The sequence below is a fragment of the Anabaena sp. EIM26 genome (assembly GCF_057568715.1).
Window position 1 is genome coordinate 1 of the sequence record NZ_JBWNLG010000003.1, and the last position, 16,345, is coordinate 16,345.

Consider the following 16,345-nt stretch of genomic DNA (forward strand, 5'->3'; position numbering starts at 1 on the left):
TTGCTGAACCAACTCCAGCAATATGAAAAAGTACCAGTCAGAAACCGCCGTCACGGTTTTTACAAAGTAACCCCCACAGGTATAGGTCTCCTTTGCGGTCAAAACTCCCAGGAATTTTTAATCGCCATAGACTGTGATGGATACAGCGCCTATGCAGCAATTATCGCACATCAACCACTACCCACCACAGTTGCATTTACATCAGGGCGACCAGGAAGGGCGCAATACTTACTGAAATTGCCAGGTAACAATCATCCTCAACTCAAATCCCGCAAAATCACCACCTCCCCCGGTGAAGTTTTAGAATTTAGAGGTACTAAACTACCATCAATACTTCCCCCCAGTATTCATCCACTAACCGGTTATTATCGTTGGCTGAGTGGTTGTCGTCCTGACCAAGTTGAAATTGCGATCGCACCATCTTGGATAATTGAACAGATGACCAAACGTGCGAAACCACCAAAAAGAGACTACCACAAAAACAGTAATACCTTACCAACAAATCCAGAATTTACAGGTGCGGATACAGAAACAGCACTGCTACTACTAGAAATAATTCATCCTCGCTTTGCAGATAAATATGATTCCTGGATCAAGGTGGGAATGGCTTTGAAATCAGTCAATCCTACCCTATTTTGTGCTTGGGAAGAATGGAGTCAGCTATCAGCTAAATACACACCAGGGGAGTGCGAATACAAATGGCAATCTTTCCGAAAATGGGGTATAAATATGCAGATTTTACACCGTTTAGCTAATCTTTCCTAACTATTAATTATGTCAAAAATTGAAACTCAACAAATTGTGGATGAAGATGTAGAAACTGATGATAACGATACTGATGTCACTACCTCATTCACAGAAACTGATGTTGTTAACGTGGCATCTGAAAAAGAAGATAGATTTGATTTTGATAGCAACACTATCATCTTAGGCATCCAAATTTTACCAGCTACTACAAACGATTTACGGCAGGTATTAATCACGGCTGGAATCAAGGAACAACCACCAGTCATGCAAGTTAGTACACTGCATGAAATCGAACAATATCCAGTAATAGCTGAAGTTCTCACGAAACTAAAAGCTATTTTACCACAAATAGCAGAACAATCTCAACAAAAAGAAGCTCAAAAACAAAAAATATCTGTCAACCAATCAGAGAATAACAAAATTGTCAATCCTCCTGATTTACCACCAACCAATACTCACAAAACTAAACCCTCTAATCAATTAACACTGTTTTAATATGCCTTACATTTTGATGATTGAAGGTCAAGAAATACCCATAGCTGATGAAATTGCAGCTACTGACGAAACTCTCCGCAATGCCTTGACACCATTTTACCCAGAAATTGCTCATGCAGAAATTACGCGAACGGATAAAGAGGGAATTACCCAAATTCGTATGGTCAAGAAAGCAGGTACTAAAGGTTTAGGTGATATCCTCCAAACCCTAATTACCAGCGAACATCAATTGAACCCGGCTTTACTATTAAGCTGGCAAATCAAAATGTTAGAAATTCAAGGTCATCTGAATATCGAAAATCTGCTGTTATTACAAGATGAATTGGAAACAGCAATTACCACTGGGAGAGAATGGCAAACTGAATTAGACAAGAGTTTAAATATTCTCAAAAAATCTCCTCCTATACATTCACAAATACCAATTCTCGGCTTCTAATGCAGTCTCAATATCAATTGGCTGCTGAGTCTTTAAAAAAATACCAGATTCCCCAAACTGTGCAAGAGGGAATTTGGTATTTAGAAGAACTCAGCGAACAAATTAATTACCTCAGTCTCTACAAAGAACTGTTCCCTAATGAATGGTTATCCTCAAAAACTCCCTTGAGACAACATTCACATCCCAGTGTTTACAGTGACTTAGAAATTGAGTTTTTGGAACTGGTAAATGAGTGGTTATTTCCCATAGATTACCACGAAGATTTTCGGGAATGCACAGAAAGATACACAGAAATTCCCGTTTACTCCCAAAACACAGATTGGTGGGAAATAAGTTTAGAAGAACTCAGCTTTGCAGAACAATTTCTCTTGTCACTTATAGGTTATGGACATCCTCAAGAAGATTGGAATTCTTGCTTTGGATTCATTCCTCATAAATTGGTGACAGTGGATAAAATCAATTGGGACAAGCTTTCATTACTTTGTCAACAAACAACATCACCATTGTCTCTACTTTATGATGTCATATCCATCATTGACCACAGTACAGAATGTATTTGGTTAAATGTAACCCATGAAGAATATGTCTCATTTGATTGGGAACAGGAAGTGCTGAAATATTTAGCCGAACAATGGCAATTATCCTTAGGGTATTGCCAGAAAATGACGGAGTTTTCCGAATGGATTGAATCTTCTATTAACCATAGAAAACAGGTGATTAAATTATGGAACAAAGCACGGTATTAACTAACATTTTACCTCAACTCAACATCGGTGATATTTCACATTCAATTATTAGCCAAACTACTCATGCGGAAACACTAGCACATTTGCTATTTCTGCCAGGTCAATACCTTTTAATTTACAAAGAAGGAGAAACAACAAATTACAAATTTATTGCTCCTGCTGCATTGAGAGAAGCATTTGCTGCTGAACCTATTGATTCAGGTTATTTACCACCAAATACCGTGAGGTGGGGAAGATGCCATAAAGGAGAATGGTTGGTGCAGTTTTATCCACCGCAACGTTATTACATCTCTTTGGAAAATACAACTTTTAAAATACCTATGCCGGGGTTAATATTTGCTGGATGTAATCGTCAATATTGGATTTGGGCTATTAAGAAATTCCACCAAAATTCTCCTCTATTTTATGCTCCATTACCAAACGTGATGGAGAACGGTTCTATCTGTTTTGGTGAAAATTCTGTTCTCCATTGTTTCCCTGAAAATATCATGCAGGTATGGCAATTATTTTGGCATAGTCCTTTCAATCAAGATTTTGTGCAAGGTAAATCTAAATCACATCCTGAAGATGTGCTATCGCATTTACAACAACTACACAACAACAAGTCTAAAAGATACACCACACGGGATTTAGTTCCTTGGGGTAACAAAACCATCACCACTGCAATTGAAGAGATTATCTCATGACTATACCTGCACTCATCAATTATCAATTTGCCACTAGCACCAACTTACCACCGATAACAGGCAAAATGATGGAATACTGGGTAGCTGGGAACGGAGTGTTTGTCCGTGCTGCACGTCAAGGACTATCTGCGTGCTTTCCTATCAACCAATGCAGTATTCGCGGTTTACCCCATCTCACACCGTACTTTCACCTGCAATATCCCTTAGTTTCCGATAGATTAACATTGGAAATTTTACAGTTAGCCCGAAATGCGGGACATAAAGAAATACTCTTCTATCTCTGCTTTACAGACGGAAAATGGCATCTGCATACCCCAGAACAAATTGCTACATTTACCAGTGTAACTCCAGTAGAGGCAACCAGCTTATCATATCAAAATGCGATGATTGAGGTACACAGTCACCACAGCATGAGCGCACAATTTTCTGCAACTGACGACGAGGAAGAAGCTGGAAAGTTCAGAATTTTCGCTGTTTTGGGTGAGATTTTCACTAATCCCCATATCTGCGTGCGATTGGGTACATACAGCCACTTTTGGCACATCCCTGCTAATTGGGTATTTGAGTTACCAAGCTGTTTAACATCCAATATAGATATTACACCATGATGAAATTAGACCTATCTTTTGCTCATTCTGTCCCGCTTATGCTTCTTGCATATAATCACGTCGAGTTTATAGTTGTTGGTGCTGGTGGGACAGGGGGTTTTTTAATTCCGTCGGTTGCTAGACTGATGCTGGAAATTGAAGCAAACAGCAATAAAACAGCTTCTTGTATAGTTGTAGACCCGGATATCATTGAACCTAAAAACATTCCCCGACAGAATTTTCAACACTCAGAGATTGGGTTACACAAAGCGGAAGTTCTAGCAGCTAGATACAGTTTAGCATTGGGAGTACAGATTAGTGCGATCGCTAAACCATTCACCAAAAAGATTATATCAAATAAATGGCGCAAGTTAACAGTTATTATCGGTTGCGTAGATAATGCTGCTGCGCGTGCTGAAATTAGCAATTGCTTAGACCAAAACTACTCAGGTTCTCCACCACAAATTTGGTGGTTAGATTGTGGTAATCATGCTAATTCGAGTTCTGGACAGGTGGTACTTGGTTCTACTAACCAATTTACCTTAGAAGCTGCTTTTGATAATCTTCAAAAAACCAACTTCTGTATCAATCTCCCCAGTCCTTCTCAACAACATCCAGAACTATTAACACCATTACCTGAAGAATTAAATTCAACACCTTTATCATGTTCTGAAATTCAAGCCCAAAACCGCCAAAGTTTATTTGTTAATCAACAGGTAGGTGTTATTGCAGCAGAGTATTTGCTGGCATTAACATTAACTGGAGGTTTGAGAAAATTTGCAACCTATTTCCATAATACTACAGGTTCTTCTCGTTCACTATACACCTGTGTAGATTGTCTGCAAAAATTTACCGATAAATAAATAATTCCACTAAATCGTTTAATGTCAGTTTAATAATACAGCATCAAATCATTTTCGCTGACGCGCTTCTCCCTTGAATTTATTCAAGGGAGAAAATTAATTTACATAACAGAAGTAAGCAAGATACTCCGACTCCAAAAATTTAACGTTTTTGCATTATTAAATGTAACTGCACTTTAGCTTATCACTTACAAAATAAATTCTATGCAGCTTCATATTAATTTGGCATTAAGAAATATTTGTAAGTTAAAAAACGTTACTACCAAATATCTAAAACCTGTTCCAAAAATTGAATTTTAATTACCACAAACAAAATCAATGCTCAACATTACTAGAATACAACTTAGTGCTAGTGGATGGACTATGAATATTCTTTCACCCAGAGTTGCCACTATCACCAGTCCTTTGGGACAAAGAAAAGTCACCTACTTCGGTTTTGAAACTGAAGAAAAAGCACTTGAATTCAAACAATGGCTGATTGAAAATACAAGCAATTCCGATATTTATGTCAGAAAAGCAGAACGATTAACTCAAAATTGGGAATGTAAATGTTGGAATGTACCAACAGAGTTAATTGTTCAAATAGCTGAACTTGATATAAACCAACAAACCCAACTTCACAATCAATAAAATTAGTTCCAATAATAAACATTTGAAACAAAAGCAACTAATTTATTATGCGCTACGCGCTAAGTATTTGATGATTTTAATCAGAAAGTGCAATCTCTATTTTAGATGGCTTTTCTAATTTAATAGAGGTGGATATCAACAGAAAGGTTGTGTACATAAAACGCCTTCGTTTTCAATCATCTCATCATACTTCTTTGCTAAAATTGCACAATCTCTATCAAAACATGAAACTATCCCATTCATTCACAGCCACTATTACCAAAGAAACTTATGTCAGTTCATATAACAATGGTAATAATCAATCCTGTTCATTTTTTGCAGATGGAGAAACAGTAACAATAAATTTTAATACTGATTGTCTTCATCAAGTGCGAGAAACTATCAAAATTCTGCAACAGATTTATCAGTCTCTTTCTCAACAACGACAACAACAAATCACAAATGAGATTGAACAGTTAAATACTCATAGTCTCATAGCAATTTCTCCAAGTAATAATGGTAAATCTCACACAATAGAAGTAGGTTCATAAACAAACATTTTTCGTTTATTTAGTTGTTGAACATTTAACTTGCATATTCCATAGAACTCAAACGCTTGTAGGGTAGGCATACTGTCTACCCTAATTATGTTAATTAAGGGTTTTTCAGCTTTACAAAATGATTTGTCATCAATTACCACTTCAAACAAAGCAGATAATTAAAAACCGTAACCAGTTAGACAATTGAAAATTTCATCTGCAATAAAAAGCTAACACCCTTTATATTCATGAGGTTTAGCGATTGATTGTAATTCACCAAACATGAATGATAGGAAATAAATTTCCTGTATACAAATTACAGAATGAATAAAGGTATTTAGTGGCAAATTAAGCATCTCTTGTTTCATTATTTCTGACATCAAATAACATACAACCATGAAATTTACAATTTCTCAAAAACACCTCACTGATACCCTTGCTATGGTTAGTTACGCTGTACCTAACAAACCTCATCATCCCATTCTCAACAATATATTGTTGGTTGCGGATAAGCACGAACAACAAATTTTAGTGACTGCTTTTGATTTGAGTTTAGGAATTCGAGTTCAATGCAAATCTAGAATAGAACTAGAAGGTAAGGTTGCTTTACCCGCTAAATTATTCAGCCAAGTAATTTCTAGTCTTCCCAAACAAGATATTACTCTAGAAATTGTAGATAATGCTGCCATTATTACTCACTCCTCTGGTAAATGTCGAATTCAAACGATTAGTCCTCAAGAATTTCCATCATTACCGGAAATTGAAGGAAAGAATATTACACTACCAGCAATTAAGTTGTTACAAGCATTAGAAGCAACATTATTTGCTGCTAGTCATGATGAAAATAAACAAGTTTTAGCTGGAGTTCATTTCCAGTTTTCTAAAAGTAGTTGGGAAGCAGCAGCAACAGATGGACATCGGTTAGCAGTTGTTTATGGAACAATAGAAACAGATGCACAATTAACAGAAAATGCACAAAGTAAAGCTGAGTCAAATACAGTAGAAATTACAATTCCTCAGCCAACACTAACTGAATTACAAAAGATTTTAGCTAGTGTAGGAGATAACAGCGAATGTATTATTAGCATTCATAATGGAATTGCGGTGTTTGCATTACCAAATATCCAAGTTACCACCAAATTATTAGAAGGAGATTATCCCAAATATTCATCTCTAATTCCGCAACAGTTCCAACATCAATTTACTGTTGACAGAAAAATGTTTGATAATGCCTTAAAACGAGTGGGAATTGTAGCTGACCAAAAGAATAAAATTGTCAAAATTACCTGTGACTACCAATATCAACAAGCAACTTTATCTACAGAAGCTTCAGATGTAGGTGGTGCTGTGGAATCTTTAAATATTAAAACCCAAGATGATTATCAACAACAATTAGTCATGGGTTTTAATATCAAATATCTGGAACAAGCTCTCAAATTCTTACCTACAAATGAGGTATTAATTAATATCAATCAATCCATAACTCCTGTAATTATTACTCCTGTGGATGGCATTCTCAATCAACTAATTCTGGTAATGCCAATTCAACTTGTTGGTAATAATAACACAGCTATGAATGAGGATGCTTCAGATAATGAAGAAGTTATCGGTACAGAAAATATTTCCTCAACAACTGAGGTCAATGAAGAAATACATATAGCTACTGAAGCCGGAGGAACGGAAGAAGCTGTCAAGGATAAAAATAATGTGATAAAAACAGATTCTTCTCTACAGAAAAACACAGCAGAAACCAAACCTGATTCTCGAAATTCTGCTAATTCTAATCCTAAACCTAGAACAAGAAAAAAGAAAGTTACTGCTGCATAGATAGACTGAATAAAAATTGCAATGGTTTAGATTTAGCTAAACAACTATCAATATTTGTCAGTCAAAAGTTACACAAAATATCTGTTCAACCCTGATTACTCTGTGGTTTGTTATCTCAAATCTGTTTTAACAACCAAACCAAAAATTACTCACACCCCAAGTTTATTACTAATACATGAGCTTGGGGAAATTCAACTTATCTAGTTTGGAAAAACATGACATACCAACCATTTCACCTGAAATATCGTCCCCAGTCCTTTGCTGAACTTGTTGGTCAAAGAGCGATCGCAACTACTCTCACCAATGCTATCACATCTCAAAGAATTGCCCCGGCGTACCTATTCACTGGTCCCAGAGGTACAGGTAAGACTTCCAGCGCACGCATTTTTGCTAAATCTCTCAATTGTCAACATGGTGATTTTCCTACTCCCACACCCTGCGGACTGTGCAATTCCTGTACCAGCATCTCCAAAGGTTTATCCCTGGATGTGGTAGAAATAGATGCTGCTAGTAACTCTGGTGTTGAAAATATCAGACAAATTATTGACCGCACCCACATTGTACCTGTCAATAGCCGCTACAAGGTGTTTGTTTTAGATGAAGTGCATAGCCTCAGTTCACAAGGATTTCAAGCTTTACTCAAAACTTTGGAAGAACCACCAAAGAATGTAGTGTTTATCCTCTGCACCACAGAAATTCACAAAGTTCCTGCGACGATTATTTCTCGTTGTCAAAGGTTCGATTTTAAAAGAATTGGTGTTGAGGATATGATACAACACCTCAACCAAATTGTGAATGAGGAATTAATTGATATTACTCCAGAAGCATTACGTTTGATTGCACAAATTTCTTCTGGTTGTTTGCGGGATAGTCAATGTTTACTGGATCAATTGAGTTTACTAAATATCACCATTGACCAAAATTGGGTATGGGAAATGGTAGGAAATGTGCCTGAGTATGAACTGCTAACAATGATAGAAAGAATTGCTGAAAATGATAGTGATTCTGTAATTCATATTATTCGCAATTTGTTGGAGTGGGGTAAAGAACCTTTAGTAATTCTGCAAAATCTCACCAGCTTTTATCGAGATATGTTGATTGCTAAAACATCTCCTGACAGTAAGGAAATGGTGATGCTAACTGAAGATACTTGGCAACAATTGTGTCAAATAACTAAAGATTGGGAGACTACAACTATTTTAGCAGGGCAGCAACACTTAAGACAATGTGAAGTGCAGATAAAATTATCTACTCAACCACAGTTATGGTTAGAGATTGGTATTTTGGGTTTACTACCTGCTGCTAATTCTGTTAATTCCAGCAATTCCAATCAATTCGTTTCAATTTCTGAAAATCCACCTTGGATGAACTGGAAGACACCTGCTGATGCTATTATTTGGGCGCAACATAAGTTACCAAATATGAGTGTTGAATCTTTGCAAGAACATTGGAATTTATTAATCCCAGTTAATGGAAAGAAAGCTCCTGTTTGGGTGGAAACGGTACAACAGTTATCCTCTTCTCGATAACATTCTATGAATTGGTATAGCAATCTGATCTGATTTTTGAAGATTCATTTATGGAAATAGCCTTACCCGGAGATGAAAAGATAATAAATGTCAATTTTCAAAAATTGATGTTTCCAGTCTCTTCATTTAATCTCATAAAATTGTAGTTTTCCGTAGTCAAATGTAGCTGTAGCTATATCCGTCACTACAATGAACCTTAGTAATATCTTTCATTGTTGAAAATTCAACTCTAAAACCATTGATAACAATCTCACATCCGTTTTTTGTGGGAGTTTTAACACGACTTACATACCTTCCAGAAGTTATGTTTTTACGATCTTTGTGCAAAGTAACCTTAACAAAATCTCCTGTAGAAACATGAGTGAATATTTTTTTAGGCTCGGTGCAAGGAAAACCAAATTTATTGATCCTACAGAATCTTCTGCAACCATGCCCCGTGCTTTTTACTGTTAAAATTTTTGTTGTAAGTATTGTGAGAGTTTCAACTTTCCCTACACAAGCAGCATCAATCCAATGAGTTTTAGGCAATCCTAAACGAGTTCTATTAAACTTAGTTAAACCTCCTGAACCTGTTGTTACAGGTAATCCAGTTTCTTTTAACTTATTAAATAAAGCCCATCTCGTTGAATTTACAGCAGACGCATCTTTTAGTGGAGACTTGGCTTGGGATAAAATTTGCTTCAACAACTCAGGCTTTTTCACTAAAAACTTCTCAATATCTTGAGTACCTTTTTTGATATTGCATTTCTCACAAGCTAGACACAAATTAGAAATTCTATTAGTTCCTCCTTTGGCTTTTGGTTTAATATGCTCAACTTGTAAAGGGACATTTTCAGCCGTACAGTATGCACATTTTCTATTCCATTTATTCAAAAGATATTCACGGACTTCATACCCTTGTAACTCTCCCTGTTGATACTCTAAGCCTGATATCTCCGGGTTTTCTAGCTGCTGTAGGTCAAACCTAGCAAGCTCTTGAACTATGTCAGTTATTGGGGCAAAATTACATAATCTTTTGACCCAAGTGTTAATAGTTAAAACTCTATGGCTTAAAGAAGGTGCTAACCAACCTTTAGGTTTAGTACGGTTAAGAAATCTAGCTTGACGATAACGAGTATGTCTAGAACGTCTTCCTCTCCTTACTCCTTTTCGAGTTTCTAGGCTTTCTTTAATAGCTAAACCTCTGTGTTGTAATTCCATACCCCAGATGACTTTATTATTTTGAACTAACGCAAAACCTGTAGTTTTACTGCCTGGATCTATTTTTAATTCAATCGGTTGAGTTGAAACGTCAGATTTAGGTTGTTTCAAAATTATGGTAAATGGAAATCTTCTAAATACAGCAGCTTTTTGTTGATTTAATAAAAAACGTGCATCTCCTGGATGGATTGGAGTAAGTGGTTTCTTGTTGGTATCAAGAACTAGAACAAAATTAGACATTTAAATTTCACCTTTTCAGGGTAATGTTTGCTTCAACCTTGTTATCTGAGCTTGTTATGCTAAATACACTATCCTTGCGGATTGTTTAATAAGTAGCAACATGGCAGGGGACTAGCGAATCCCAAGGTGTTATGACCTAGATAACGTTTACTCATGTTTTGAGTGGTTTGGTTCACATAAACTACAGATTAGTCCGTTTATTTATGCTCTCTGTATCCCAGCATTATGCTTAAATATGGGATTTGCTCGCGCAAGGATACACAACGATTCGGTTTAAGTATTCTCGATTATCTCACCAGGGAACGACTCAGACTCAAAGAATTAGGAAAAGCTGGAGATTTAGCTGCTAAACAAGCTGAAGCTGCTCTCAAAGTGTTAATCAACTCGTTGTTTGGCTTTTATGGGACTTCTGGTGTTGGTTTTAATGATATGGAAGCTGCTGCACTGGTTACAGCTTATGGTAGACGGATTCTGCGTTTCATGATTGATGTGATTGAAAAAGCGGGAGGTATCCAGGTTGAAAGTGATACTGATGGTGTGTTTTTCTCCCACTCTGAACCTCTGCTGATATTTGAAAAGCTGCAAAATGCTTTACCTACTGGTATCAAAATTGAGTTGGAAATCCTTGCTCAAGCGATGTTTGTTCCCTCTAGAGGAGCTAAAACCCACATTCCGTACTTCAAAAAGTAGCATCATTAAACTTCTGAGTTATCCATACTCTTTCTATATCTCTCTATTACCTCTTGTCGCTCTTCACATATATTAATAAATAAAGCAATTTCCAATGTGTGTGCAAGTTCTAATGCTTGATTGTTATACTCAATAGCTTCATTTACTCTTCCTAACATCAAACATATATCTGTCAAGGTTAGTAAAGTTTTAACTTCCGACACTTCTGATACTGTATTCTTAAATTTCCTGAAAATTTTAAGAGCGGATTGACTAGTTTCTAATGCTTCTAAATAATTTTTTAACTCTTTCTGAATATTTGCAATATTTATTAGTGTATTACCTTCTCCTATATGATCTTCAGTGTTGCGAAAAAGAGCTATAGCTTGATTTTGGTAATCTAGGGCTTCTGTATATTGCTTAAGACGAAAATAGCAATTTCCAATATTACTTAAAGCAATAGCTTCCGAAGCACTATTACTTATCTTTTGAGCAATTCTTACACTTTCTTGATGATAGCTAATCGCTTGCTCATAATTGCCAAGAGTTATAGCAATACTACCTAGATTTCCCTTAACCTCTCCTTCTCCCTTGAGATGATTCGTCTCGTAAGCAACAGTTAGTGCTAATTGATAAAACTTTTCTGCTAGGGTATGGTTTTCTGTTAAAAAAAAGTTATTACCGATAGTATTATATAAATCAAAATCCTGGACATTATAAGCATTATTAGTCTTAATTATAGAGAAAAGACTCCAAAATTGTTGAGCATATTCATTTGCCTGTTCATACATTTTATTCTTTTGACAATAAACAATCAAATTTATTAGTATCTCTTGCTCTTTATCACTGTTACTAGCTGAACGAGCAATGTTTAAAAGCTGTTGATAACAATCAATCGCCTGTGAATGTTCATTCAGAAACTTATGAACATCAATCAAATATTTTAAGAGTGGTTCTTCTTCTCCGGGTACGTTAGTTGTACGGACAATCTTTAAGCATTGACGAGCATATTCTTGGCTTCGATAGTAATTACGCTGACTATCACACGCTCTAATCATATTTTGTAGAGATCTCATTTCACCTTGATAATTACCAATTTCATGGGCAATATCAAAATCTTTTTGAAAAAGTTCGATTGCTTTTGGTAATTCACCTAGACATTCATAAGCTCTGCCTAAATGACCCGAAGCTTCTCCCTCCCCACGTCGAAAACTAATTTCACGTGAAATATCTAAGGATTGTTGGCAATATTCAATTGTCTTATGATATTCACCCATATATCGATGAGTAATACCTAAACGTAGTAAGGAAGCTGCTTCCTTTTCACGATTGTTAAATTCACGACTAATTAGTAGACTTTTTTTATGATTACTAATTGCCTCTGAAAAATTACCAAAATCATGCTCAGAGATACCCAATGAGTTATAACAGTCACCTTCTAGCTCGCGATACTTATACTCTTTTGCAATACTCAGAGCTTTTTCATAATAATTAATCGCCTGTGAGTGGTCATATAAATTTTGATATACGTTCCCTAAACCATACAAACCTATAGCTTCCTGTATTTTGGCATCAGAGTCACTCACATTCTTAAAATAGCTTTGCCATTTATTATTTATTTCACAATATTGAAAATAGTTTTGCCAGTATTCGATTGCTGCTGAATATCTACCCATACAATTTAAAGCTGAAGCTATGTTAGACATAGCTATCGGAGAATATTTTATTGGCATGGAGCTTGAAATATCCAAGAAACGCATCCATAAATCGATATTTATTTGATAATATCCCCAATTTAAAAGATGTTGAGATAAGCTTTTCTCTTGATAAAAATGAAAAGAATAAGTTGCAATTTCAAATGCTCTATCCCAATCTTGTATATCACTTAAATGATGAAATGATTCTAGGTATCGATTTACCTTTTCTAAATTAGTAGCATTAGATGCTGGTTCATCTTCAACGGTTAAAAAATATTTTATTGCCGTGTAGTGAGCTAGCTGTTCAATAGTAATTTTATCCCAACTAATATCTAACTGTTCAAACAATAATTGACTTGATGTTTTAGAATTATTTGTCATGCTGACTGCACCTCATTTTTTAACTTTTGTATTAAATTTCTATAACTCTCTAAAGCAACACTACGAACTAAATTATGTTGTCCTAAAACTCGCTTATTATTGTGATTAACTGATTCTTCAGCTAAAAAACGATTCAATAAATCTTCTAAAGCTTGTTTTTGTCTTTTCTTATTCTCACTACAATCTGACTTCTCTACACAGCTTAATAAAGCTTCTAACTGCATCAACCACCCTTCTTCTTGTACGGGAATACGATATACAGAAGCAGCACAAATCAAGATATAGGCATCCTTCACCTGACTTTCCAAACGCTCAAAGACACTTTGTAATCGTTGCTTGTTGACCTGTAATTGTACTGCTGTGGTCAGCTTGTGTAATTTCCAATCGTCGTCTGCTCCCTCAATTTTACTAGCATCCGCCTCTGCTTCCGCTAAAGCCTTTTCTACCTCTTCTATATTGCTGCTGATATCATTCCAGTAGGCTTGGACACTCCTATCAAAAGACGCACAAATTTCCCCAATCATCACTCGTAAAACTAGAGGATGACCCTTGTAAGCTTTCCCAAGTCGCATTAGTAGAGGACGATCTGGTGACTCCTGGCTGACATCTAGCCCTGTTATCTCAAACAACACCTCCTGCTCTGCTTCGTCCAACCCATATAAAACTTGGCGATACGAGAAATTTTTGTACCGATAGTCTACCAACTTAATTGGCAAATCTTGTGAAGTCACAATTAACCGACTTAGGCAAGATTCTGCTGACAATAAGCTCAAAAAGAATTTTTCCCACCACTCGTCTACAAAATCACCCCAGCCGTCTTCTTCATTTCCTGTCAGCAGTGTCTCCAGAGAATCAATCAAAATTAATACCTGATTTTCACGCAGGTGTTTTACTAACCTCTGCAACAATCTTTCTGGTTTATTATCCTCTGGTGAAACTTTCTCTCCCCACTCCTCTAGCCACCTAGCAGCAACACTGGCAAAGTCTATAGATTTCTCTGGGTAGTAACAATTAGCTCGCTTGAACCCGTTCTTCCAGTTACTACCGAACCAGTCTTGTATTTCTACTGCCAATTTTTCTGCCAAGGCAGTTTTACCGATGCCCGTGAGTCCCAGGATTAGCAAAAGACGACACGACCCGCGAAGCTTTGTACTTAGTTTGTTAAGTAACTGCTCTCGACCTACCCAAGCATCATCATAGACAAAAAATTCTGGTCTGGAATCTTTCTGGAGGGTTGGGGTGTTATCAACAATAGTTTCCCAGTTGTCTATCCCGACTGTTTTACAAAAAGCAACAAATACATCACTACTAATTGGTTCCCTCCGCAAAAACCGCTTTAGAGTAGCTTTTGAAGAGTTAGCAAATTGAAACCACGCATCCTCTTGCTTGTTCCAACCCTTATTTTGCCTTGCTTGGTGAATTTTTTTTAGACCTTCTTCCGAGGCTTTGAGCGTTTTTGCCATCTCTATATCCAGTTGGAAAGTTACTTTATTTCAATAATAACTCATCGTTTAGCTCACTGTAAAAAGAACCATATTCTGAGCTAAAGTCCGAGCCAAGAAATTCTTACAGCAAGCGCATCATGAAGATATGGGAAACATCGTTAAAGCTAACTCAGTTTTCCTGATGTTTATTTCTTAAAAAGGAAAGCACTTATCATGTCACCACAAAATAATTTGTTTCGTTACCTTAAGCAACTGGGGCATTTATTCAAGGGGGTTCAAAATGGCAATCCAAATGTCACCATCTGTGGAATGTTTTTTGGTTTAATTTTGTTAGCGATGATGCTACTTGATAAGTCAAGCAATTCTTGCTTAACTCAACCTACCAATCAAGCTCATGAACGTTCCAACCTTAACGTTACAGTTACAAATGAACAACATTTAGATTCTCAGCAACAGAGTCAATCTGACTGGCGCAACGGTGGAAAAAAAACACCTTCTTATGAAACTTACCACAAATAGGTAAACTTTCAAGAAACACATTTTATAACCCTTGCCTAGACATCTCTGAAATTCAACCTAAAATCCTGCTGCTGTTGGAAGGTTATCAAATTTCTGGAGATGTCTAATCAACAATTTCCAAACTTAAAAAAATGAACCAACTTAATCTACTTCAGATCACAGAAGACCTTTCTGTTTGTGAACCCTCTCAAAATATAGATTCCGATTCTATACCCCCAACTCAAGAAAACTGGCAATTATCTAAAATCATTGGTCAAAATTTAGCAGTCTCCTTACTCAAAGGTGCAATTACACAGCAGCGAATTGTCCCTGCTTATTTATTTGCTGGAGCAGACGGAGTAGGAAAATGTTTAGCTGCTAAATGCTTTATCGCTGAAATTTTCAACATCCAAAACCTAGCTAACTGTCCTGATATTTTATGGGTTGAACCAACATATCTACACCAAAAACAGTTGTTAAGTGAAAGTGAAATAGCAGCTTCTGGGGTACAGCGAAAATCTCCATCCCAAATTAGAATTGAGCAGATTCGAGAAATTACCCAATTTCTGGCTACCTCTCCTCTAATTGCACCTTACAAAATTGTCGTGGTAGAAAATGCTGAAAGAATGCCACCCACTGCTGCTAATGCGCTGCTGAAAACTTTGGAAGAGCCAATATCCGGCACAATTATCCTCATTTCATCCCAACCCCAAAGGTTACTGGCTACAATTACCAGCCGTTGTCAACTGATTCCTTTCCAGCGACTAAACAACGCCCAAATGACCACAGTTTTAGAAAATGTGGGACGTTCTGAAATTCTCAATCACCCAAATGTTATACAGTTTGCGGGTGGTTCTCCAGGGGTAGCGATCGCTCATTATGATCAACTCCAATCTATCCCACAATCAATTTTGCAACAACTAATTCAACCACCTAGCAATCTGTTAACAGCGTTAAGTATTGCCAAAGATATTGAAGTGCAATTAGATTTTCATCAACAACTGTGGCTGATAGATTACCTGCAACATTGCTGGAAGGAATTTCTCAGTGATGAAAATTGGTTGTTGAAACTGGAAAATGCCAAAAACTCTCTGTTAAAAATGGCCTCTCCCCGATTGGTATGGGAAGTTTTACTATTTCCTGACTAATAC

The 16,345-nt window shown here is 36.5% G+C and carries 17 protein-coding genes; 14 read left to right on the plus strand and 3 right to left on the minus strand.

Annotated elements, in window-relative coordinates:
- From AC012T_RS27110 to AC012T_RS27160, 11 genes are all read left to right on the plus strand, one after another.
- Complete coding sequence (locus tag AC012T_RS27110; protein ID WP_487067291.1) at nt 1-765, plus strand: PriCT-2 domain-containing protein; 765 nt, start codon at nt 1-3, stop codon at nt 763-765.
- A 9-nt stretch (nt 766-774) separates the two neighbouring features.
- Nucleotides 775-1,242: a hypothetical protein gene (locus AC012T_RS27115; RefSeq protein ID WP_487067293.1), complete on the plus strand. Its 468-nt coding sequence runs from the start codon at nt 775-777 to the stop codon at nt 1,240-1,242.
- Between the two features lies 1 nt (nt 1,243).
- The gene (locus tag AC012T_RS27120; protein WP_487067295.1) at nt 1,244-1,678 is read left to right on the plus strand and encodes a hypothetical protein; all 435 of its coding nucleotides are present in this window, start codon (nt 1,244-1,246) and stop codon (nt 1,676-1,678) included.
- Complete coding sequence (locus AC012T_RS27125; RefSeq protein WP_487067297.1) at nt 1,678-2,424, plus strand: hypothetical protein; 747 nt, start codon at nt 1,678-1,680, stop codon at nt 2,422-2,424. Before AC012T_RS27120 ends, AC012T_RS27125 begins: the two co-directional genes overlap by 1 nt.
- Nucleotides 2,403-3,110: a hypothetical protein gene (locus tag AC012T_RS27130; RefSeq protein WP_487067299.1), complete on the plus strand. Its 708-nt coding sequence runs from the start codon at nt 2,403-2,405 to the stop codon at nt 3,108-3,110. Before AC012T_RS27125 ends, AC012T_RS27130 begins: the two co-directional genes overlap by 22 nt.
- A complete protein-coding gene (locus AC012T_RS27135) occupies nt 3,107-3,718 on the plus strand; it encodes a hypothetical protein (protein ID WP_487067301.1) in 612 nt (203 codons plus the stop codon). The genes AC012T_RS27130 and AC012T_RS27135 overlap by 4 nt, the downstream gene beginning before the upstream one ends.
- Nucleotides 3,715-4,560 (plus strand): PRTRC system ThiF family protein, encoded by an 846-nt coding sequence (locus tag AC012T_RS27140; RefSeq protein ID WP_487067303.1) that lies wholly within the window; start codon nt 3,715-3,717, stop codon nt 4,558-4,560. Before AC012T_RS27135 ends, AC012T_RS27140 begins: the two co-directional genes overlap by 4 nt.
- A gap of 318 nt (nt 4,561-4,878) precedes the next feature.
- On the plus strand, nt 4,879-5,190 hold the full coding sequence (locus tag AC012T_RS27145) for a hypothetical protein (protein ID WP_487067305.1): 312 nt from the start codon (nt 4,879-4,881) through the stop codon (nt 5,188-5,190).
- Between the two features lie 224 nt (nt 5,191-5,414).
- Entirely contained in the window at nt 5,415-5,720 is a 306-nt protein-coding gene (locus tag AC012T_RS27150; RefSeq protein ID WP_487067307.1) for a hypothetical protein, read from the plus strand.
- A gap of 384 nt (nt 5,721-6,104) precedes the next feature.
- Complete coding sequence (dnaN, locus tag AC012T_RS27155) at nt 6,105-7,535, plus strand: DNA polymerase III subunit beta (protein ID WP_487067309.1); 1,431 nt, start codon at nt 6,105-6,107, stop codon at nt 7,533-7,535.
- A gap of 215 nt (nt 7,536-7,750) precedes the next feature.
- The gene (locus AC012T_RS27160; protein ID WP_487067311.1) at nt 7,751-9,064 is read left to right on the plus strand and encodes a DNA polymerase III subunit gamma/tau; all 1,314 of its coding nucleotides are present in this window, start codon (nt 7,751-7,753) and stop codon (nt 9,062-9,064) included.
- A gap of 156 nt (nt 9,065-9,220) precedes the next feature.
- On the opposite strand, the gene iscB is transcribed toward AC012T_RS27160, so the two are convergent.
- On the minus strand, nt 9,221-10,504 hold the full coding sequence (iscB, locus tag AC012T_RS27165) for an RNA-guided endonuclease IscB (protein ID WP_487067313.1): 1,284 nt from the start codon (nt 10,502-10,504) through the stop codon (nt 9,221-9,223).
- Nucleotides 10,505-10,729: 225 nt separating this feature from the next.
- Here iscB and AC012T_RS27170 point away from each other — a divergent pair, with 225 nt between their 5' ends.
- Complete coding sequence (locus AC012T_RS27170) at nt 10,730-11,194, plus strand: DNA polymerase domain-containing protein (RefSeq protein ID WP_487067315.1); 465 nt, start codon at nt 10,730-10,732, stop codon at nt 11,192-11,194.
- Nucleotides 11,195-11,199: 5 nt separating this feature from the next.
- Here AC012T_RS27170 and AC012T_RS27175 read toward each other — a convergent pair whose 3' ends face one another.
- Complete coding sequence (locus tag AC012T_RS27175; protein ID WP_487067317.1) at nt 11,200-13,251, minus strand: tetratricopeptide repeat protein; 2,052 nt, start codon at nt 13,249-13,251, stop codon at nt 11,200-11,202.
- Nucleotides 13,248-14,714: an AAA family ATPase gene (locus AC012T_RS27180; protein WP_487067319.1), complete on the minus strand. Its 1,467-nt coding sequence runs from the start codon at nt 14,712-14,714 to the stop codon at nt 13,248-13,250. The genes AC012T_RS27175 and AC012T_RS27180 overlap by 4 nt, the downstream gene beginning before the upstream one ends.
- Before the next feature lie 195 nt (nt 14,715-14,909).
- Between AC012T_RS27180 and AC012T_RS27185 the strand changes: the two genes are divergently transcribed.
- Together AC012T_RS27185 and AC012T_RS27190 are read left to right on the plus strand one after the other, a co-directional pair.
- Nucleotides 14,910-15,215 carry a hypothetical protein gene (locus tag AC012T_RS27185; RefSeq protein WP_487067321.1) on the plus strand — a complete coding sequence of 102 codons (306 nt, stop codon included), beginning with the start codon at nt 14,910-14,912 and terminating at the stop codon, nt 15,213-15,215.
- Nucleotides 15,216-15,346: 131 nt separating this feature from the next.
- Entirely contained in the window at nt 15,347-16,342 is a 996-nt protein-coding gene (locus AC012T_RS27190; RefSeq protein WP_487067323.1) for a DNA polymerase III subunit delta', read from the plus strand.
- Nucleotides 16,343-16,345 lie beyond the last annotated feature (3 nt).

Coding starts and splice junctions, on each gene's coding strand:
- dnaN (WP_487067309.1), top strand. CDS start 6,105: ATGAAATTTACAATTTCTCAAAAACACCTCACTGATACCCTTGCTATG.
- AC012T_RS27170 (WP_487067315.1), top strand. CDS start 10,730: ATGCTTAAATATGGGATTTGCTCGCGCAAGGATACACAACGATTCGGT.
- AC012T_RS27145 (WP_487067305.1), top strand. CDS start 4,879: ATGCTCAACATTACTAGAATACAACTTAGTGCTAGTGGATGGACTATG.
- iscB (WP_487067313.1), bottom strand. CDS start 10,504: ATGTCTAATTTTGTTCTAGTTCTTGATACCAACAAGAAACCACTTACT.
- AC012T_RS27185 (WP_487067321.1), top strand. CDS start 14,910: ATGTCACCACAAAATAATTTGTTTCGTTACCTTAAGCAACTGGGGCAT.
- AC012T_RS27115 (WP_487067293.1), top strand. CDS start 775: ATGTCAAAAATTGAAACTCAACAAATTGTGGATGAAGATGTAGAAACT.
- AC012T_RS27135 (WP_487067301.1), top strand. CDS start 3,107: ATGACTATACCTGCACTCATCAATTATCAATTTGCCACTAGCACCAAC.
- AC012T_RS27120 (WP_487067295.1), top strand. CDS start 1,244: ATGCCTTACATTTTGATGATTGAAGGTCAAGAAATACCCATAGCTGAT.
- AC012T_RS27160 (WP_487067311.1), top strand. CDS start 7,751: ATGACATACCAACCATTTCACCTGAAATATCGTCCCCAGTCCTTTGCT.
- AC012T_RS27140 (WP_487067303.1), top strand. CDS start 3,715: ATGATGAAATTAGACCTATCTTTTGCTCATTCTGTCCCGCTTATGCTT.
- AC012T_RS27130 (WP_487067299.1), top strand. CDS start 2,403: ATGGAACAAAGCACGGTATTAACTAACATTTTACCTCAACTCAACATC.
- AC012T_RS27190 (WP_487067323.1), top strand. CDS start 15,347: ATGAACCAACTTAATCTACTTCAGATCACAGAAGACCTTTCTGTTTGT.
- AC012T_RS27180 (WP_487067319.1), bottom strand. CDS start 14,714: ATGGCAAAAACGCTCAAAGCCTCGGAAGAAGGTCTAAAAAAAATTCAC.
- AC012T_RS27175 (WP_487067317.1), bottom strand. CDS start 13,251: ATGACAAATAATTCTAAAACATCAAGTCAATTATTGTTTGAACAGTTA.
- AC012T_RS27125 (WP_487067297.1), top strand. CDS start 1,678: ATGCAGTCTCAATATCAATTGGCTGCTGAGTCTTTAAAAAAATACCAG.
- AC012T_RS27150 (WP_487067307.1), top strand. CDS start 5,415: ATGAAACTATCCCATTCATTCACAGCCACTATTACCAAAGAAACTTAT.